The organism is Bacillus sp. FSL W8-0519 (assembly GCF_038005585.1).
Taxonomy (GTDB): Bacteria; Bacillota; Bacilli; order Bacillales; family Bacillaceae_G; genus Bacillus_A; species Bacillus_A paranthracis.
On the sequence record NZ_JBBOTL010000001.1, the window covers coordinates 2,738,646 to 2,759,298 of the forward strand.

A 20,653-nucleotide genomic window follows, 5' to 3' on the forward strand; every position below is an offset into this window, starting at 1 on the left:
AAAAAACAGACTACCACAAACGTGGAGTCTGTTTTCTCATCCTTTATTTTTGTACATCTGCCCACTTTAAACTTGTTGCTGGTCCAAATTGATGTACGTATAAATCTTTCACATACGGCTTTTGTAAGTAAGATAATCCGCGCTGGAATACTGGAGCAATTACCGCATCATCCAGCAACATCTTCTCAGCATCTTGCAATGCTTTCCAACGGTTTTTTTCATCATTACCTAATTCTGTTTTAATCTTCTTAATTAACGCATCATATTCTGGATTTGCATATTCAGTATTGTTTACACTGCTTCCAGAAAGGAATACTTCTAAGTAAGTCATTGGATCTGGATAATCTGGTAACCAGCGTGATAACGACATTTCATATTCTTTCTTCTTCTCTAGCGCTAATTTTTGCGTGTGTGGTTGTAATTTCACATTTACCTTTAAGCCAGGTAAGTTTTTCTCAAGCTGCTCTTTAATATATTCTCCTACTTTTTTGAAGTTTTCTAAATCATAGTTTAATAACTCAAGCGTTACTTCATTTGTACCTGTTTCTTGCTTCGCCTTTTCCCAATATTCTTTCGCCTGTTTTACATCCGTTTTATTAAACTCACCTGCTGTACTTCTAAAATCTTTTTTATCTGGACCTTTTAAAAATCCTTTTGGCACGTAATAGTTTGCAGCAACCGATCCATCATTTAAAAATGAAGTCGCAAGTCCTTTCTTATCAAACACTGTACTTAGTGCAAGACGTGCATTTTTATTTTTAAGAATCGGCACATTTTCATTAAATCGGAAGAAGTACATAACTGGATCTGTATATTGTTTTAGCTCTTTATTATTTTTATATTTATCTACGAATTCTGTAGAAATGACAGCTCTATCAACTTTATCTGTTTCATATAAATTTACCGCAGTTGAAATTTCTTTAACAATTTGATAGTTTACTTCATCTAGCTTCACTTCTTTTTTATCCCAATACTTATCGTTTTTCTTCATCGTAAAACTAGCTTCATGCTTCCAATCAGATAATGTAAATGGCCCATTATATACCGTTTTATTTGCTTCTAATCCATATTTATCGCCTTGCTCTTTCGCATATTTCTCGTTAATTGGATAGAAGGACGGTAAAATAAGTAGTTTCGTAAAATACGGTACAGGATGTTCCAACTCTACAACGAACGTTTTATCATCCTTCGCTTTTACTCCTAATTCCTCTAACCCTAGTTGTTTCTTATTTATTTTCTCCGCATTTTTCACATCGTACGCAATGTATGCATATTGAGAAGCAGTATCCGGATTAATAAGCTGCTTCCAAGCATATACGTAATCTTGCGCTGTTACTGGATCTCCGTTAGACCACTTCGCATCACGCAAGTGGAATGTATATGTTTTCCCATCTTTACTCACTTCATATTTTTGTGCTCCAGCCTCAATCACTTCATCGTTTTTCGATAAGCGGAATAATCCTTCCATGACGTTATTTAAAACGTTAAATGATACTGCATCTGTTACTTTCCCTGAATTTAATGACGGAATTTCACCCGTTTCTAGTAACTGTAATACTTTCTTCTCATCTTTCGGCTTTGTCGTTGTTTTTTCTTTTGCGCAGCCAACTAAAATTGAAGAAACGAATAGAGTACTAACTAATGAGTAACGAACAACTTTTTTCATTTGAAAACCCCCTCTATTTTTTAAGGTAAGTAACGACGGGCGCCAGCGTATTCTTCTATATATCCTGGTGTATTTAGCGGTATAATCTCTACCGATCTTTCAGCTCTCGGTGAGTGAATCATATTTCCATCACCAATGTACATCCCCACATGATGAACACTGCCTTTCCCTTGATCATGTGCAAAGAAGATTAAATCTCCTTTTTGTAAATGTTCTTTATCAACTGCAACTCCATTTCTCGATTGCGGACCAGAATCTCGTGGAATTGTAATACCGTGCGATTTATAAATCGTATGTGTAAATCCAGAGCAATCAAATCCGAAGCCACTTGTACCAGCCCAAATGTACGGTAATCCTAAAAACATTTTCCCTGTGTTTATTAGATCATCGGCCGTCGGGGTTGGAATATCATTTTGAGAACGGTAAACCGTTCCATCATTTTTTCGTAGCCAAGCTTTCTGCCCATTTGGTAGCAACACGCGATATGAAATTGTATCTTCACTTAGGAGGGGCAGCCGCGTATTATAGCTCACTTCAAGCGATTTATGTTTTTCAGAAGGATTTATATATAAAATGGCTGTCGGTTTCGTTACTAATACGAAAGGTTCATTTGTTTTATCTGCAAATTCTTGATTATATGTTAACTGTTTTTCAGGCATCCATCCTGGGTAGCCTTCTTCATTTCGAGGTGTTGGCTGACCATGGACTAACACTTTCACCCAATCCCCTTTTTTATCTACAACTGTTACTTCTTGGCCTAATAACGCTTGCGTTTCTAATTTATTTGCACTTGTTAACCAAAGTTTCTCATCCAGCGTCATCGATTTCGTCCACTTCCACAAATCAACTGGATTTGTAGCACTTGGTGCATCAATTGGCCGTAATGAATCAGGCGTGGTCCAAAGTGTTGCAGCAGATACATCGATAAACGCCTTACTATCTTTCTTTTCCTCAGCATTTGCTGATGTAAACGATGAAAATATAAATAAAGTTGTTAAAAATGCAGTTCCTACTTTTTTCATACATATCCCCCTTAAAAGATAATTTACTAGTCTCTTCTCCTAAGATTTACTATTCACTGTCGATTGAAGGTTTACCTTTGATCCAGAATAAGTCATTCCTTCCGGTTCTTCCATTAACCAAAGTGGCGCATCAAGATCGAAGTAATGAATATTAGGATGTGCAGCAGCTAAATGTGCAACAGCGCTAACAGAAAGAGAAGATTCCATCATGCTTCCTACCATACATTTCACACCAGCTGCTTCTGCGATATCAGCAATACGCCACGCTTCACGTATGCCTCCACATTTCATTAATTTAATATTGATTAAGTCTGCATATCTTCCTTGCACAATTTTTAATGCATCACTCGCTGAAAATATGCTTTCATCTGCCATAATAGGTGTTTGTACATGATCTTTGACGTACTTTAATCCATCCCAATCTTTCGCATGAACAGGTTGTTCAATAAATTCAATATTTAAATTGCGATTTTCCATCTCTTTAATGATAGAAACTGCCTCTTTTGGATTCCACCCTTGATTTGCATCTAATCGTAACGTCGTATTTTTGGGTACGCTATTTCGAATCGCTTCAATACGTTCTAAGTCTAAGTGTGCAGATTTCCCCACTTTAATTTTTAAAGTTTGAAATCCTTTTTCTACATGTTGCTTTGCCTCTTTCGCCATAATGAGCGGTTCATCTACACTCACCGTAATATCTGTATGAATTTCTTTCTTCCCGCCTAATAATGCGTAAAGTGGAATGTTATGATATTGACAATACACATCATATAATGCGATATCTACCGCGGCTTTCGCACTTGGATTTCCAATGCAACTCATTTGGATGTGCTGTAGTAACTGCTGAAATTGAATGATATCTTGACCAATTAAATTGGAACGCATCGGCCCTAAAATTGCTTCTTCAATCCCGTTAGCGAAATCCCCCGTAATAACTGGTGTTGCAGCTGCTGCACCCTTGCCAACAATTCCTTCATCTGTATGAATATATACATCTATACTTTCTATTTCGGTTACGGTACGAAGCGCGGTTTTAAACGGTGTATGAAGATTTACACGTCTACGATTTACTTTTACATCGGTAATTTTCATTTTGTTCATCCTTTCGTTGTCTGGCAAAACGGATCCTTAATTCTCAACTTTTTTGGAGCAAAAGATCTCCGTTTTCGCTTACTTTTCATATAGAAGGTAAATGTGAAATAAAAAAATCCAGCCATAAGAAGATTCTTACGGCTGGATTTTGTCTATGAATGGGTAGACAAAGCAGCGATTTGATTATATTTTTTCTGTGCATCTTTTAATGCTACAAGTAATGCTTTTTGAGACGAACCGAAATAACGATCTTTTATTTCCATTACTAATTCTGGGTCATTAATATTTTTATGTAGAAATAAATATTTAACAAATTGAGATGTTAATGCAATTGTCGCTGAGCAATCTGCATCTACAATTTCCCCAGTCTCCTTAACAAGTACAAACGCTACAAAATAGCTTTTAAACTTTTCGGTAATGGGATTATTTTGAGGTGCTTTCGCATCCCCTACGACATAAATTGTATTTGAAGCGTACACAGCTCTCTTCCTTTCTAATACGGGATAACGGTTTTCTTAATAGTCGTATGAGTGATAAACTCAACATGGATTAAAAAATGTATCCGCTTACCTTGTATTATAATACAATTGACAGAATTTTAACAACATTTATTTTCGTATATATTCCATAAGTATAAAAACAGCTCCAGCTCTTCATTTTTACAATATGTAATTGTTTCTTGTACCATGACATTCCTACATGAAAAAACAGCTAGCTATTGCTAACTGTTCTATTACACTACTTTGGCAACACAAATATAGTTTCATTTGACTTAGAAAATTGATATTCTTTTCTCGCAAACTTCAAAATTTCTTCATCATCGTCTGTTAAATTTTCTATGTTAGTCTTTAAAGAAGCCTCATCTTTCTTTAAAGAAACCAATTGTTTTTTTTGATTCGTAATTGTATCTTTTTTTTCTACAATTATTTCTTGTTGTTTCGTTAAAATAAATTGAACGTACAAAGTAGCCGCCGCAATAAATATAAACATGAATATAAATCGCCTTAGTTTTTTCTTATTAATTGCTCGATTTTCATTAGACTGTGATAGTTGTTCTTGTATATTAGGAACATTTATTCGCTTGAGTTTCCTCATTATGAAATCCCCCTAACACATATATTTTCACTACCATCGGCATGATTTCTTATTAACTTTAATTCTATTCTTATAAAATAAGCTCCTTCACAAAAATATCTCACTAATTAACCAATTAAAGATAGCATTCGACGACATTTCCATATTTACATTGCATTTTTTTATGTATGCTGGCATAAAATAGTAGTTTCTGTTATTCTTTTTCTACTATTGTAGAAGAGTTTTTTTACATACAAAGTTCTCCTTGTTTTAACATGGTTACAAGGAGAAAAGAGATGCATTTTCGTACATTCGATAAAACTAGAATGACTGTTTAAGAGCTTAAGTTTAGAGCATAGATCATACCTATATACACTCAAAATAAGAAAAAAGCCCAATTTGGGCTTTTTTAATTTTGTAAATCAATATCATATTCCATATTTTTGGCCGTTTCTTCAGCGATCTCCACACCTAGCAAATTTTTCACAATATGAAATGACATGTTAATACCAGCTGAAATACCTGCCGATGTAATAATATGTCCTTCATCTACAAATTTCACATTCTCCATTACTTCTACATTCGGAAAATCTTTTTTGAAAGTTTGAATACTAGCCCAATGTGTTGTTGCTTTTAACCCTTCCAGTAAACCAGCTTTCGCGATTAATAACGCTCCGGTACAAACTGAAGTCATTAGCTTTACTTCTTTCATTTGCTGACGAACCCAATTTATTACAATATCATTTTTCACTTCATTTTCCCGTGCGCCTTTACCACCTGGAATGATTAATATATCAACTGGTGGTAAATCTTCAATACTATAATCAGGCTTTACCTTTAATCCGTTCCTTGCTGTAATCATTTCTCCATTTTGGCTAACTGTATAAACAGTAAATGGTTTCTCTTCATGTACTTTAGTGATAGAAAAAACTTCAAATGGCCCTGCAAAATCTAACACTTCCACCTCATTAAATAAAAATATCCCTACACTCCATTTATTCATCACACGTTCACTCCCTGTTGCAAATAATGTAAAAGGTGAGTATGACCTTTTTCTAAGGCTATATCATAGGCTGTTTTCTCATCATCACACTCTTCTATATGTTCTGTTGATTATTATAAATTCCTTTTTTAATTATAGTTTACATAATAATATTATCTATTCAACATTTATCTTTTATTTTAAATATTAAAATTTTCTGCTAAAATAATGCTAATCATGTTTAGTATGGAGGAGAAATTATGTTACACGTAATACCTTTAAATAGTGAAGACTATGATTTAATTAAAGCGGCTGAAAAAGTAATCGAAAAAAACTATAAATATGGCCGTCATCATATCGGTTCAGCAGTACGCACTAAAACAGGTAATATTTATGCAGCAGTACATGTTGAAGCGAATGTTGGAAGAATAACAGTATGTGGTGAAGCTATGGCAATTGGAAAATCTATTTCAGAAGGTGATCATGAATTTGATACCATTGTAGCAGTTGCACACCCACACCCTCATGAAGATATAGAAAAATGTTGGGTTGTTGCTCCATGTGGGATGTGTCGAGAATTAATAAGTGATTACGGAAAAAATACGAATGTTATACTCTCTTATAATGGTGAACTTGTAAAATGTAACATAATGGAATTATTACCTGAAAAGTATACAAGTGAAGTAGAATAATTATTCCTGTGTTCCATTCATCTTATAATATTATTCCAATAAAAAACAATCCGTTTTAAAAACGGATTGTTTTTTTATTTCTGTTTTATGCAGTTTATTTTATTTTTCTATTTTTCAAATAATTAAATTATCATTAACAAAAATGAAATTAAAAATATTTAAGTTTATTACATTTTTTCATTTAAAAACAAAAATGCGTTTTCTCCTTACATTCGATAAATATTAATATAAACTCTCTAAAATCAGCAGTCTTATCATACCAATCTATAACAATTCTGTCTTCTTCCCTTACCTGTTTCCTTTAACACATATGATTTTAATACAAGCGACGTTAATGAATCTGTTAATGTTTTATATGATAAATTAGATAATGCCAATAGATCGTTCGTATATAACATTCTATGCTTCTCTAATAATAATAGTACTAATCGTTCAGACGGTTTTAATGCCTCATCACTTTCTAGTATAAAGTCTATATTTTTCATTTCTCTAATTATTACTCCTTATATAAAAAAATACTTACGCAACTAATTTAATATAAAAATAATACATAACAAAATTTGAAATATATTAAAATAACATTGTTTTAAAACACTATTATACTATAACATAGAAAAAGCATTTCCCGAAATAGGAAATGCTTTTTTATTGCTTATAGAATTCTTTAAACCATACATTATATTTCAAATATTGATCCGTACAATTCCCTACAAACTTCTCTGATCATTCAAAAGTATTTGTAGTACATCAAGTTCTACTAAAATGAGTTAACCATTTTCCGGCATTTTGTTCTACCTTAAATATTTCTTGCGATATGCGGCTTACTGTAATGACTTGTTCCACCACCGCCTACTACTACTTTACCGCCTTGTTCGAAAATTAATAATTTACTTGAACCATCTGCAAGAAGTACTATTACTTCAGCATTATTACTTGTTGCTACATAAATTATATAACCACTTTTTGATATACAAGTTTCCCAATTCGCATCAAATTCTGATCTTACTACACGATTGGAATACACTTGATTTTCAATTCTATCTTGTTCTTCGTTTGCCAAATTTATCCCCTACCTCTCTAAAATATCATTTATAGAAACATTACAGTTCTATTTAAAATAGTGACTGTCTTTAATATAAATAGTATATGTAGTTAGTAGAAGGATGCTTGGACAATGAAAACGTAATAACATGTACGCAATATAATATACAATTAAAACAAGACAATCGATATTGTATCGATTGCCTTGTTTTCTTACATACTTCTTTATTTTTCTTTTCGCACGGCTTCAAAAGTAAACATTTGATTAGCATTTGACGGTTCTTTTTCATAAACATAATCAGCAGAGCAAGTAATATTAGAGAAACCAATACTTTCTAAAAGAAGTTTAAACTCTTCTATTCCATACCAACACACCGCAAAGCGTTGCAATTCCGTTTGTACTAACTGCCCTTTACTCCATTTTTCATATTTTAAATAGGATAGAGTAACTTGGTTCAGCCAATCTATTTCAATTGATTTATTTTCTAATGTAATTCCGTCACCATTTGGTAAAGAAAAAGTCGATGTATGAATCTCCCCCGTCTTCCAGTCATACGGAAGCATAATATCTACGATTAATCGTCCGCCTGGATTAAGGTGTTCATAAAAACATTTCAATGCATTTATAGAATCCTCTCGATTTTCAATTAAGCAAAAAGAACCAGTAGGAATGATAATTGCCTCATATTTATGCGGAAGTGAAAATTGTTGTAAGCTTCCTTCATATAAATTAGGGTGTAAGCCTCTCTCTTTGCATCTTATACGGCACGATTCTAGCATCTCAGGTGAATAGTCAATCCCATCTACTGTAAAACCAGCCTCAAGAAGCGGGATGATGACACGCCCTGATCCTACTGCTGCTTCGAGAATTCTACCTCTACAATTTTTCAAACGTTCTTCGTAATACTCAATATCACCATTTAAAGAATAACCGACAGGCTTTGTGTAATCATAAAGTTCCGTGCAAAGTGTACTATAAAAACTAAACATTTATTTTCTCCCCCGTTTTTTACGTACGGAAGATTTAAATTCAATTAATCTCCCTGTACCTGTATTTTAATGAAAATTCGAAAGAGCTGACTGTCATACTATATCACTCGCTTTCCATAGAATATAATCATATTATATAACATCCCCTTCCGAATGAAAATTCAGAATTATACCGAAAGGAGAATATGATGAATTCATTCATTGTATTTCTTTTACTTCTTATTGCTTTTAATGCTGTAATTTTCTTTATTGCAAAGAAGTATAGACGAATATGGAAAATTACCAGTGGCATTTTCATTCTTTCTTCCCCCATCGTTTTCTTCGCCACTTTGCATGTAATTGGTGAAAAAGTAGGAGATGGATTCGCTGGAGGTTTTGCTGGGCTTACATTTAGTGGCCTATTGATCATAAATGCAATTTTTTTGTTTACTGTAAGTCTTTTTGTATCTACCAATAAACATTCACATTAAACTCTCCCTTTCAAAATGTAAAGAGCTTACTTTGTAGTAAGCTCTTTATCCATAACTATTTATTTCACAATTGGCAATGTCACTTCACTTAATTTCACTGTAAGCTTCGTGCCCGCTTTTGGTCTAATTGTATAATCATAATCACTTGCAATTAAAACAACTCCAATTTGATGCCCAGCTTTAAATATATAATCATCTGGCTGCATGTCCCATGTAAATATATAATCTTTGCCTGGTTGAATCGCTGTTGAATTTTCTATACTTTTTACGTTTTGTGGATCCATCCAGCCTCGTGTTACGATTTCCGGCTTCGTTCCTCCGTAATCAACAAGTAATGCTGTTAAATTTGATACAGATCGATTAATATTACCTGTAATTGAAATCTTTGGTGTACCACTTATACGCGTATCTTTTTGCAGTACAGGCATTGTATACACTAATCGATTGGCTACTTCTAATTCTGGGTTTGCTACTAATTCGTTTGATTTCATTTTTGCATCATCTACGAATGAAAACACCTTATTAACAGAACCCATACTGAATGGTAAATTTACTGCTTTATTACTTAAATACATACGAACTTTTGACGGTACAGCTGCTGGATCCGGCCAGTTTTTTAATTTTTCCCAAGTTTTATTTTCACGTTGTACATCAACCATTGGTTCATTCATAATTCCATTTTCAATTCCATACAACCAATAATCGAACCATTTATTTTGTGTTCTTTGCCAGTCATTCGTTGATGTTCCACCGTGTCCACCTTGATGTAGCCACATTTTACGAGGAACATCATTCTCTCCAAGCGCTTCCCACCATTGCGCGAACTGCTTCGTTTTTACATTCCAATCATTTAAACCATGAACAACAAACACACTCGCCTTTATATTTTTAGCATCTTTTACATAATTTCGTTTATCCCAAAAATCATTATAATTACCAGTTTTCCGGTCCTGTCCGGCTGTTAGCTCTTTTATTACTTGTCCGCAAACTTCAGGGTTTTCCCTTGTTAATACTGCTTCTGCCATATTATCTGTATCTTCTCCTTGGTATCCACCTGGCGCAATCACTGCACCGTTTGCACGATAATAATCATACCAACTACTAATCGCTGCGATTGGAATAATTGTTTTCAACCCTTCAACACCAGTCGTCGCAACAGCATTTGGTAACGTACCATTATAAGAGACTCCTGTCATACCGACATCTCCCGTTGACCAATCAGCTTTAACTTCCTCACCATTTTCTTTATATGCTTTCGCACGTCCATTTACCCAATCAATTACAGATTTCGTCCCTAATATTTCTTGCTCATCCCCAGTCGTCGGACACCCATCTGATTTCCCAGTTCCAATACTTTCACCTAAAATGACTGCATAGCCTCTTGGTACATAATAATTTCCATACGAACCAAGATTAACAGCTCCATACGGTTTCCCTTCATACGCATACAATTCTTCATCTACGTTATATACAGGTACATCTTTTAAGCCAGCTCGATATGGACTCATTTCATATATAACAGGAACTTTCACATTCGAATCAGTTTTTGGACGCATAACTTTTACCGATACACGATCCTTTTTTCCATCTCGATCACTATCTACTTCCGTTTCTACAAATAAATTTTCAATAATTGCTTCATCAAGCGAATAAATCGGTTTTGTCATCCCATTTTCTAATTCAATTTTCGTACTTGAACGTAACGCATCTGAAACAATTCCATTTAACTTCACGTCATGCTCATTTATGTAGTTTGTTTCTTTATTATCTGCATACGCAGTCATACTAGAAACTCCTGACGTAATTGATAAAGATAATATTGCTGATAATGTTGCTATTTTCTTTCTCCCCATATCCTTCCCTCCCCATTTATGTCTCCTTTTACTATACAATATAATTACTGAAAATTCAGTTTATATTTTATGCAGCAACTTGAGAAATTTGTAGAACACTCTTCCAACGGGCTTTCAAGGTTATATATTCTGATTTACTGCTCTCATATAATCAATAAAAAACATCACCTATTAATAGACGATGCTTTTAATTGTATTGAATTAGTCATTCTTCATAGTAATATAAAACCGTATTTCTCCCTCTTTAGTAGATACGCCATAGTCAAAACCATGCCTTTCTAAAATACTTTTCACTATCGCTAGTCCTAATCCTGTGCCTGATTTTTCTTTACTTCGTGAAGAGTCTAAGACATAAAAAGGTTCCCAAATTTTTTCGATATCTTGAATTTGTTCTGCATTAATCCCATTTTCAATTTGAAAATATACACTTTTATTTCTATCTTCTAAAATGATTTTTATATTTTGATTTGTTGTATATTTTATTGCGTTAGAAATTAAATTTTGAAACACCATTCCCATTTTATTCAAATCCGCATAAATGACCTGATTTTTAATATTACTGTTCGTCTGCAACTGTATTTCTTTCGACTCCAGTTCAATTTTATGCTTATCTATTATACTTCGGACTAATGGTTCAATAGGGAATTCTTCTTTTTGTAAAACATCTCTTTCTAACTTCGAAAATTGTAATAGTTCTTCAATTAAGTTTGATATTTGATCTGTTTGTTTTATAATTGTATCTACGTATGTCCCATCATCTAACCCATCCTTAATTCCCATAGAATATGCTTTTACTAATGCAATTGGTGTCTTTAATTCATGCGTCACATCACCCATAAATCGTTTTAAATGTTCATTACGATCTGTTAAATCTTGATGTGCTTCATGTAGTGTATCACTCATGATATTAATACTATCGGCTAACTCCCCTATTTCATCGTTCGTTTTCACTTTTGTTCTTTTAAACTTCAAATGTGAAATGTCCTGAGCTACATCACTTAGCTCTTTTAATGGAGTCGTTATTATTTTTGAAAGTATCCACACAAGTAAAATAATAAGAAGGAGTGAGAAACAAAGAATGTATAAATAAAATGTATTTAACGTTTTTATAATTTCGTTAGAATGTGCAATAGAAGTTCCCATTAAAATTATTGTATTATCTTTTGCAATATATTTAGCGAAAAAACTTGCTTTTAACTTCTCTTGATCATACAGTTTATTCGATTGCCCTTCCGCTTTCACCTTCATGACTTCGTCTTTCGTAATCCACAGTTTATTTAAAACTACTTTCTTTTTCGTAAGTTGCATGCGTAACGCTTCGTTCATATCATCTTCTGACTGATTGATTGACGTATATGCAACCGTAACGTTATTTTCGCTTTCAATTGTACGAATTCCCTCTTCTAACTCATTTACAGATGTATTTTGTATTTGCACTGTAAATTCATTTAAGTTCTCTCTCGTTTTGTAAATATTATATTTCGGTAAAAGATAGTTAATTAATAATAAAGAGATCGTAAAAATAAGAATAACAGTTAAAGAAATGCTGAGAAATAGTTTTTTTCCAAGTTTATTCACTCTGCTCCTCCAAACTATACCCTAAACCACGATGCGTCTTTATAATATTTTCTCCTACTTTTTTACGTAACCTTCTTACATGTGTATCAACAGTTCGCTCTTCTCCAAAATAGTCAAATCCCCATACGATATCTAACAATTTTTTACGAGTCAAAATCATGCCTTTATGACTTAAAAAACACTTTATTAATTCTAGCTCTGTTTTTGTAATATCTAACTCTTTGTCATTTTTATAAACTTTATTTTTCGTAAAATCTATTTTCAAATCTTGAACTTGAATGACATCATCGTGCTGTATTAGCTTTTTCGCTCGAGTAATGAGTACACCTGGATGAAATGGTTTTTTTACGTACTCATCTGCCCCGCTTTGAAGAGCTGCTAATTCATCTTCGCTTTCACTTTTCGCCGTAAGCATTAATACTTTTACGCTTGAGTTTTTCTTTATTTCCTTACAAACAGTAATACCACTATGTTTCGGCATCATCCAATCTAAAATAGCTAAATCAATTTTTTCATCATAAAATATTTGAAGTGCTTCTTCTCCATCTTTCGCTAAGAAAACTTCGAAGCCTTCTTTCTCAAAATAAGCTTTTAAAATCCTTAGCATATCTTGTTCATCATCTGCGATTAATACTTTCATACATTATCCTCCATTGCTTTTAAACAAAAATCAATTGTATCATACAACTTCTTTGTTACATAAATGTGACAGAAAAATATTTGAAATTTTTAAGGGTATAGTAAAGACGAGGTGTTGTATTATGATTAAAAAAATTGGAGTCATTACTCTTCTTTGTTTCTTATTATCGACAAATGTGTTAGCAAATACAAATCAACAAATTGAAGTATTTGATTGTCAAAAAGAAATGGTCATTCAAAAACAATCTTTAGATCCAGCTATTCAAAAAAAAGCTGTTCAATTTGCTAAATCCATTACTGGCCCCTTCAAAAACTTAAATGTCGTTCCAAAAGATGGTCACATGATAAAAATTCCTTTATCTAAACCAGTTTCTATTACAAATCAATGGCTACAAACAACAATTGATGAAGTACTTATTCTTCTCCCCCTTAATCAAAAACCTTATATTATGCTTTACGACGATGAAAATAATCCACATTTTTATTATGTAAAAGGTGATCCGAAGGGACTATTGAAAAAATGAATGTTAAACATAATTGACTAGAAAAAAGAGACTTCATAAGCTTATTTTTCGAAGCAGAGGTCTCTTTTTTTACTAACATAATACTTTATAGTGACTAGAGCCTTTATATACCTGCCCTTTCACAAATCCATTTGCACTATAAAATGCATCACCTTGTTTTGTATCTGTATGTAAAACAACTACTTTAAAATTCTTTTCCGCATGAGATAATAGTTTGTTTAATAACGACTTCCCTAGCCCTATACGACGATAGTCCTTTGAAATATAAAATCGCCTTAATCGGCCAATCTTATTATTTTCTGTATATGGATCCTCATTTAACCCTCCTATTCCAATTAACTTTTCCCCTTGAAAAATACCATATAGACATTCACCCGTTTTATTAAATGTGTTTATTTTATTTTCATATTCACTTATTAGTTTTATTAGGAAATAAAACCCTTCATCTTTGCTTTCCTGAACAAGATAATCGGATTCGTATATCATTAAATCTTCAATTTGTTGAATATGTATATCTTTCAAGTAAATCCCCCCTTAATATAGAAACACATAAAAATGCTCTAGAATCATTTATTCTGAGCATTTTTATGATTGTTATCTTATTCAATTCGTAGTATGTGTATTCTTCACTTCAGTTTTAAATCGATAATATAGTTGTTTAAGTCTTATTGAACTAAAGTAGCTGTTTGCTTAAATGAATAGATTTACATTTATAATGTCTCTCAAATATAATATCAGTTTATAAATTCATCATTCTACTCTAACATTGTTCAAGTTAAGTTATAATTTGTTAATCTATAAGCTTTTGTAACCACAGTTCAAATATCTTTAACTGTTCTTCAGTATGAAAATAATGTTCACCTGTCTCCATGACTTCTAATGCACAACGATGTTTTTTTGTAAAATCGTTAATAATTTCAAATTCACACAGTTCATCCTTAGCTCCGTACATAATATATGTATCTATATTCCATGTATTAATAGGATGTTCTTTTACATAGCATAAATAATCCCAATATAACTTTTGACCAATTGGTGTCTCTATAGTCATTTCTTTTTGCAAAAGTTCTGGTGTTACATTAAACCATTTCATCATATTTTCGATAATTCGTTCCATATTAACTACTGGTGATAAAAATAATGCCTTTTCAATCACATCATTTTGATAGGCTAAAAGGCTAAAATAAGCTCCTATACTACATGCAAACACACTCACTTCTTTCCAATGCTCTTTTGCGTAATTCATAATTATAGATAATTCACTAACACAAAACTGTACTTTGCAAGGAGTATTATCATTTGTTCTTTCTCCATGCTCAGGTAAATCAAAGCTTAATACTTGATAACCTTTTTGATTAGCTTCTTCAGCTAATATTTGAATAACTGCATCTTCCTTATTTGACATATTTCCATGTACTGCAATAAAAACTTTTTCACTTTTATCTCCCCACAAAACCGTGGGAATATTATTAATGTTAAAATTATCTTTAAGCATATTTCCTCCATAGAATAAGTCATATAGTACTTGGCAAAAAACGCACACACTTTATAATCCAAATCAAACCATTACTAATCCATCACAAATGAATACCACTATCTCTACCTCTGTATAACAGAGTCTACTTTGCATTTAACATCTTTCTTTTTCCATTTCTTCAGAAGCCACAAGTACTTATTTTAATTCCCCACTAAGCAATTTACTCCGTTAATGGAAGAAAGATTTTTAAACGACTTTATTATTTTTAGAATGATTATATTGTAATTTAAACAACTTCATTATCTCTGTATAGCAGGCAATATCCCCTTCAACTCCAGTAAATCATCTATTACTATATCAGCTTGGGCAAGTTCATCTTCTTGTGCAAAATCAAAATTACATCCAATCGCAATCAAGCCATTATCTTTAGCTGCGTTTATATCAGATAAACGATCCCCGACTACAGCTGCTTCTTTTATATCATATTTGTTCAAAATACTTTTTACTAAGTCGCTTTTATTAAGTGAGTTTATTTGTTCAATACTAAACGTTTCAGTAACCCATTGATCTAACTCATAATAAGATACGATTGCTTGTAAATATTCAGTTAAACCATTACTAGCAATATAAATTGAACAATTATTTTCTGTTATATATGTAAAAATTTCTTTTACATTCGGATATAAAGCACCTTTTCCGCTCTTAATGTTTTCAATTAATCTTTCTAAAAAATATGCATCTGTTTGTTCTCTTATTTCAAGAGAATGATCCGGTAATAAAGCTTCCCAAACTTTCGGTAAAGGTACACCCATTATTTCACGGTATTTATCGATAGGCGTTACCGTATCCCATAATTGAAGGGATCTTAAGTGATCAAATGTATCATCTAACGATAATTCTAAAATTTTATCTGTTTGAAATAACGTTCCGTCCATATCAAAAATTAATGCTTGTAACATTTCATTCTCTCCTTTTGAATTATAATACAGTTTTACTTGATATATTTTTCAGCATCTCAACGATAATTTCTGAACAATAGTTTGCGGCCGTTTTCGCGAAGTCATCATAAGAAATTTGTGCTTCATCGTCTGCACTGTCAGAAATACATCGCATTACGAGAAACGGTACTTCATTTATGTAGGCAACATGTCCAATTGCTGCACCTTCCATTTCTGTACAATGCGGTGCATATTCATCTATTAATTTCGCTTTTAGGTTTGAATCTTCAACAAAACATTCACCGCTTACGATTCTCCCTTCATGAACTCCAATATGTAAACTACTACTATTGCATGCAGTACGTGCTAACTCCATTAATTTCTTACTTGCGTAAAACTCCTCTTGGAACGGGAATAAGTTTTTCATTTGAGTCTTACTTACATCATGATGAGTTACATTCGTTGAAATAACTATATCGCCAACTTTTACATCTGGATGTAGCCCGCCAGCAACACCGGTATTGATGATAGCATCTACATCAAATTTATGAATTAACGTTTGCGTACATGCGGCTGCATTAACTTTCCCTACACCACATCTTGTAACAATTATTTCTGTTCCCATGAATTCCCCAACGTAAAAAGGCATTCCTGCGATTGTTTGTTCTTCTTGTAAAACTAATTTTTCTAAAAGTAAGTCTATTTCAATTTGCATTGCTCCGATAATGCTGATTCTGTTCATGAATGTACTCTCCTTTATTAATTACTCCCTTTAATTCTTTCAGACATAACCGACAATAAAAATTTCGGAAGTACGATTTGTCTCTTTAATCTTTTGGGCTGTGAAAGTAACCTATACAGCCATTCAGTTCCTGTATCCCTCATAATTTTTGGTGCTCTTTTTACAGTACCAGATATTATATCGATCATACCTCCGATACCTATAGATAGTGGAACGTTTAATATTTGTATGTTTTCATAGATGAATTCTTCTTGTTTCGGTGAACCTAGTCCTACTAACAGTAAGTGCGGCTTGAATTGCTTTATTTTCATTTTTACTTCTTCTATTTCTTCACCATTTACAAATCCATGCTGTCCTTTAAACTGTGCTCCTGGGAACTGCTCATTTAATTTTTCTAATGCCTTTTTATTACTTTCTGGAGCAGCTCCAAAAAGAAAGACGCGGTATCTATTATCGTTACAATATTTTATTAAATCGTGAGTGATATCTGCCCCAGTGACGCGTTCTTTCAGCGTTCCTTTTAATATTTTCGAGCCAATTATGACACCAATTCCATCCGCTGTTATTAAATCCGCAGATAGTAACATCTTTTTAAACTGTTTAGATTTAGCCGTACTTTCCTTTGCAGACATAACAATTTCAGGATTTGCAGTTACTACAAATCTTGGTTTCTCTTGTTTTTCATGTAGCCAACCTTTTAATAAACTTATAGCTTTTGCATATTCTAAAGTTGAAAAAGGTATTCCCTTTATAAGTTGGTGATTCACTTTACTCTCCCCTTACATAAGTTGCAAATATTCATCAATATCTTTAGAAATTTGTTTAAAGGCTTTATCCCAAAATTCATAGCTCGTTATATCTATTTCAAAATGTTTTTTCATAAGTTCTTCCACTGGAGCTTTTCCTGTTTCTCGTAAAAACTCTTTATATTTCAAATGAAAAGTACTTTTCCTTTCTTTAGCTATTTCTAATAAACTAAAACTAACTAAATATCCAAATGTGTATGGATAATTATAAAAAGGAACATCTGCTATATAAAATTGAATATATTTCATCCACACGAACGGCTGATATTCTGATAATGAATTTCCATATGCTTTTTCTTGCGCTACTATAGATAATTTCTCGATTTGATCAGCACTTAAAGGACTTTCTTTACATTTCTCGTAAAAGTTCTTCTCAAATTCGTACGATGCTCGAATTGCCATTACATAATTAAAACAGTTTCTTATTTTCCAGCTAAGCAATGACTTTTTTATATCTATACTATCTGTTGTTTGAATTAGATAATTTATAAGCAATGTTTCAAAGAAAATAGACGCTGATTCAGCTGTACTCATTGGCAAATAATCATCTAAAAAAGAAGAGGATTGCTCAAAACTCATATTATAAAAATGCCAAGCATGTCCTAGTTCGTGGGCAAGTATCCTTACACTATCGATACTTCCGTCATAACGCATAGAGATTCGAGATTCTTTTTCACTGAAAAAAGGAGCACAAAATCCACCTGGGGGTTTATTCTCTCTCGGTTCTGCATCTACCCAACCACTTTCTATCGCATGACGTGCAAATTCTGCTAATTCTTCATCTATATTTTTTAATGCATCGTATATGTTTTGTACTGCTACTGAAAAAGGAATAATAACCTCATTATTCTCCTTTACTGTCATAAGTTCATGCCATGTAATCGAAGCTCTGCCTTTCTTATACACATTTAAAGCACTAACTAATTTATCTAGATTTTCTTCTGTCGCATTCCATATTTGTAATAATACAGTTTCTGAAACACCATTCGCATGAAGGGACCTTGCTAAAATCTCTCTATCTTCTAATTCATTACTCTTTGTATTACGCAATCTTCCTATTTGATTTAATACAGTAGCAAAAATTTCTTTCTCCTTATGTAAAGTACATGTTAATAACTCGAATACTTCTAGTCTTTCCTTTTCATTATCACTATTCATTGCAACATGATTTGCTTGTCCAAATGATAATTGCTTATTATTGTGCTCTATTTCTATCCTATTCCTTAATTGTATGTACATATTTTCCCACGCATGTAGTTCATCTTTTATTAGCCTAGTATTATCAGTAATTTCCACTTCACTTTGCTGTATGACTTGCTGCACTTCACTTTTTAGTTCCTTTACTTTCACAGTCAATCTAGTAATGTCAGATGAAACACTTTCTTCAGCCAATCGACAGTACAAATAGTATTCTGCTTTTTCAATAGCTTGTATAAGATTTGAAAGAATCCCTATATCTTTTGTTACAAAAAATTGTTCTTTTAACTCCAATATTGGAGTTAGGATATCTTCATTCGAATACAATGAATCTAAATCCCACTTAGCAATTTCATGCATTTTATAGCCGCCCCCTTTTTTACAAATAGTTACAAATATTCCCCCTTCACAATTATATATGAAACGAAAAAATTTTAATATCTTTAAATATTTAGATTTCTATAATCTCATTCTTATTTATCTTCTGTTACGAAACCGCAAATAGCATAAACATATGAATGATACTGCCAATGGAATAAGTATTACTCCCCCAATAAAAGGATAAACCACTATGCAACATGTAAAAGCTACTACAGAAAAAACTTTTCCTAACTTGTTTTTTATTAATTTCATTCCAGCCGCAGCACCGACTATATATGTAATAATTCCTAATGAGTTTGGTATTAATACGATGTTCTCTATACTAATTTGAAAAACGAAACTTATTAGCAAACCAATTATTGCAATACAACCTACCACTTTTACTGCATTTGTTGGGTTTTCTCTTTTTTCATTAATATGTGCTAAATAACGAGGTGCAATTTCTTCTTTCCCTAGTGAATAACCTAAGCGCCCCATACTTGCAATAAATGCATTTGTCGTCCCTAAACAAATGATAAAAGCTACAAATCCAATTATCCATGCAAATTGGGCACCTAATGTTTGCTTGATTACAAGCACAAGAGCTGTAGTATTATCAGCATTGATATAATAAGATTTCGTTCCAATTACTGATAATGCAATACCTATATATAAAACTCCAATAATAACAATCGCAAATCCCGTAGATAAAATAATATTTCTTTTTCTAGGTGATTTAAATTCAGGAGCTAAACTTGCAATAGCTTCCCAGCCGAAAAAAGACCAAAAAATTAATAAAGATGCCTCTAAAATTGGATTTATTTCATGCATAGAAATATGTACATTTATATTTTTTATTTCAATATAAGGTAGTGAGCTAATAATTGTTATTAGCAAAATAAAGAAAGTTAATACACCTATACATACTTGAAACACTCCACTCATTTTTAACCCATATAAATTGAAACCGATTGAAATACTTAAAATAATAAGCGCTATAACGTAAGAAAAATATGATGATAAAGCAAACACTCTCACTATATACATTCCACCAGTCATTGAGACAACAATTTGCCCAACACTACCTGCAATAAAAAAAGACCAACCTATAATGGCGCCTATATTTTTGCCGAAAGCTTTCTCTGAAAAAGTAGCAATTCCACCAGCACTTGGATATTCAATTGATAAAAAAGCAAATGTGAATGCAAGTGGAATACTAAGTGAAATCATAAAAAGCCACGAAACAATTGCATTCCCTTCTGCTACACTTGCTGTCATACCAGGTAATATAAGAATTCCTGATCCTAAAACCGCTCCGACGTATAAAGCTGTCCCTTTTTTAATAGAAATTGTTTCATTAAAATGATTAGACATTACATACACCTCCATTTATATTTTAATTATAGGAACTTATCAGTCTATTCAATATACAAAAGTGTATGTAATTTAATATAAGATTTTATATTGTGTATTTATTTCAGAAATTTACTTTCAATTTTGTAAAGGAGCA

At 32.5% G+C, this 20,653-nt stretch carries 20 protein-coding genes and 2 pseudogenes; 3 read left to right on the plus strand and 19 right to left on the minus strand.

Translation table 11 applies throughout. The features are described 5' to 3' along the window. Positions 1 to 43: 43 nt before the first annotated feature. The 7 genes and pseudogenes from NST14_RS14395 to NST14_RS14425 form a co-directional block, all read right to left on the minus strand. The gene (locus tag NST14_RS14395; protein ID WP_000758242.1) at positions 44 to 1,666 is read right to left on the minus strand and encodes a peptide ABC transporter substrate-binding protein; all 1,623 of its coding nucleotides are present in this window, start codon (positions 1,664 to 1,666) and stop codon (positions 44 to 46) included. Positions 1,667 to 1,686: 20 nt separating this feature from the next. Beyond that, complete coding sequence (locus NST14_RS14400) at positions 1,687 to 2,688, minus strand: C40 family peptidase (RefSeq protein ID WP_000755452.1); 1,002 nt, start codon at positions 2,686 to 2,688, stop codon at positions 1,687 to 1,689. A 39-nt stretch (positions 2,689 to 2,727) separates the two neighbouring features. Next, a complete protein-coding gene (locus tag NST14_RS14405) occupies positions 2,728 to 3,789 on the minus strand; it encodes a dipeptide epimerase (protein WP_053083442.1) in 1,062 nt (353 codons plus the stop codon). A 143-nt stretch (positions 3,790 to 3,932) separates the two neighbouring features. Beyond that, complete coding sequence (locus tag NST14_RS14410) at positions 3,933 to 4,259, minus strand: DUF3870 domain-containing protein (protein ID WP_000271328.1); 327 nt, start codon at positions 4,257 to 4,259, stop codon at positions 3,933 to 3,935. Between the two features lie 259 nt (positions 4,260 to 4,518). After that, a complete protein-coding gene (locus tag NST14_RS14415; RefSeq protein WP_001228720.1) occupies positions 4,519 to 4,875 on the minus strand; it encodes an FtsB family cell division protein in 357 nt (118 codons plus the stop codon). 388 nt (positions 4,876 to 5,263) lie between these two features. Further along, entirely contained in the window at positions 5,264 to 5,860 is a 597-nt protein-coding gene (locus NST14_RS14420) for a DJ-1/PfpI family protein (protein ID WP_229142764.1), read from the minus strand. Further along, a pseudogene (locus NST14_RS14425) lies at positions 5,857 to 5,943 on the minus strand (ankyrin repeat domain-containing protein); the annotation flags it as partial. The pseudogene NST14_RS14425 and the gene NST14_RS14420, both read right to left, overlap by 4 nt. A 153-nt stretch (positions 5,944 to 6,096) precedes the next feature. Between NST14_RS14425 and NST14_RS14430 the strand changes: the two are divergent. Next, the gene (locus tag NST14_RS14430) at positions 6,097 to 6,528 is read left to right on the plus strand and encodes a cytidine deaminase (RefSeq protein ID WP_229142765.1); all 432 of its coding nucleotides are present in this window, start codon (positions 6,097 to 6,099) and stop codon (positions 6,526 to 6,528) included. A gap of 254 nt (positions 6,529 to 6,782) precedes the next feature. Here the strand turns inward: NST14_RS14430 and NST14_RS14435 are convergent, their stop codons facing one another. The 3 genes from NST14_RS14435 to NST14_RS14445 form a co-directional block, all read right to left on the minus strand. Further along, positions 6,783 to 7,013 (minus strand): hypothetical protein, encoded by a 231-nt coding sequence (locus NST14_RS14435; RefSeq protein ID WP_000789033.1) that lies wholly within the window; start codon positions 7,011 to 7,013, stop codon positions 6,783 to 6,785. Between the two features lie 311 nt (positions 7,014 to 7,324). Beyond that, positions 7,325 to 7,588 carry a hypothetical protein gene (locus tag NST14_RS14440; protein ID WP_001262613.1) on the minus strand — a complete coding sequence of 88 codons (264 nt, stop codon included), beginning with the start codon at positions 7,586 to 7,588 and terminating at the stop codon, positions 7,325 to 7,327. A 206-nt stretch (positions 7,589 to 7,794) separates the two neighbouring features. Beyond that, a complete protein-coding gene (locus NST14_RS14445) occupies positions 7,795 to 8,559 on the minus strand; it encodes a class I SAM-dependent methyltransferase (RefSeq protein WP_000490898.1) in 765 nt (254 codons plus the stop codon). Between the two features lie 188 nt (positions 8,560 to 8,747). Between NST14_RS14445 and NST14_RS14450 the strand changes: the two genes are divergently transcribed. Next, complete coding sequence (locus NST14_RS14450) at positions 8,748 to 9,029, plus strand: hypothetical protein (RefSeq protein WP_229142766.1); 282 nt, start codon at positions 8,748 to 8,750, stop codon at positions 9,027 to 9,029. Positions 9,030 to 9,088: 59 nt separating this feature from the next. Here NST14_RS14450 and NST14_RS14455 read toward each other — a convergent pair whose 3' ends face one another. From NST14_RS14455 to NST14_RS14465, 3 genes are all read right to left on the minus strand, one after another. Next, positions 9,089 to 10,882, minus strand: a complete 1,794-nt coding sequence (locus NST14_RS14455; protein ID WP_229142767.1) for a Xaa-Pro dipeptidyl-peptidase — start codon at positions 10,880 to 10,882, stop codon at positions 9,089 to 9,091. Between the two features lie 201 nt (positions 10,883 to 11,083). Further along, positions 11,084 to 12,460, minus strand: coding sequence for a sensor histidine kinase (locus tag NST14_RS14460; protein WP_229142768.1), 1,377 nt, complete (start codon positions 12,458 to 12,460; stop codon positions 11,084 to 11,086). Then, positions 12,453 to 13,100 carry a response regulator transcription factor gene (locus NST14_RS14465; RefSeq protein ID WP_000865966.1) on the minus strand — a complete coding sequence of 216 codons (648 nt, stop codon included), beginning with the start codon at positions 13,098 to 13,100 and terminating at the stop codon, positions 12,453 to 12,455. The genes NST14_RS14460 and NST14_RS14465 overlap by 8 nt, the downstream gene beginning before the upstream one ends. Positions 13,101 to 13,221: 121 nt before the next feature. On the opposite strand from NST14_RS14465, the gene NST14_RS14470 reads away from it, so the two are divergent. After that, positions 13,222 to 13,623, plus strand: coding sequence for a hypothetical protein (locus NST14_RS14470; protein ID WP_229142769.1), 402 nt, complete (start codon positions 13,222 to 13,224; stop codon positions 13,621 to 13,623). A gap of 72 nt (positions 13,624 to 13,695) precedes the next feature. Here NST14_RS14470 and NST14_RS14475 read toward each other — a convergent pair whose 3' ends face one another. The 6 genes and pseudogenes from NST14_RS14475 to NST14_RS14500 form a co-directional block, all read right to left on the minus strand. Then, positions 13,696 to 14,145 (minus strand): GNAT family N-acetyltransferase, encoded by a 450-nt coding sequence (locus NST14_RS14475; protein ID WP_000651670.1) that lies wholly within the window; start codon positions 14,143 to 14,145, stop codon positions 13,696 to 13,698. Positions 14,146 to 14,413: 268 nt separating this feature from the next. After that, the gene (locus tag NST14_RS14480; protein WP_000910325.1) at positions 14,414 to 15,118 is read right to left on the minus strand and encodes an alpha/beta hydrolase; all 705 of its coding nucleotides are present in this window, start codon (positions 15,116 to 15,118) and stop codon (positions 14,414 to 14,416) included. A gap of 281 nt (positions 15,119 to 15,399) precedes the next feature. Then, positions 15,400 to 16,780: pseudogene (locus tag NST14_RS14485) on the minus strand (5'-methylthioadenosine/adenosylhomocysteine nucleosidase). Between the two features lie 17 nt (positions 16,781 to 16,797). Next, positions 16,798 to 17,547: a WecB/TagA/CpsF family glycosyltransferase gene (locus tag NST14_RS14490; RefSeq protein WP_229142770.1), complete on the minus strand. Its 750-nt coding sequence runs from the start codon at positions 17,545 to 17,547 to the stop codon at positions 16,798 to 16,800. Between the two features lie 12 nt (positions 17,548 to 17,559). After that, positions 17,560 to 19,143: a M3 family metallopeptidase gene (locus NST14_RS14495; RefSeq protein WP_000544309.1), complete on the minus strand. Its 1,584-nt coding sequence runs from the start codon at positions 19,141 to 19,143 to the stop codon at positions 17,560 to 17,562. Between the two features lie 117 nt (positions 19,144 to 19,260). Continuing rightward, positions 19,261 to 20,517 (minus strand): APC family permease, encoded by a 1,257-nt coding sequence (locus NST14_RS14500; protein WP_000064913.1) that lies wholly within the window; start codon positions 20,515 to 20,517, stop codon positions 19,261 to 19,263. Positions 20,518 to 20,653 lie beyond the last annotated feature (136 nt).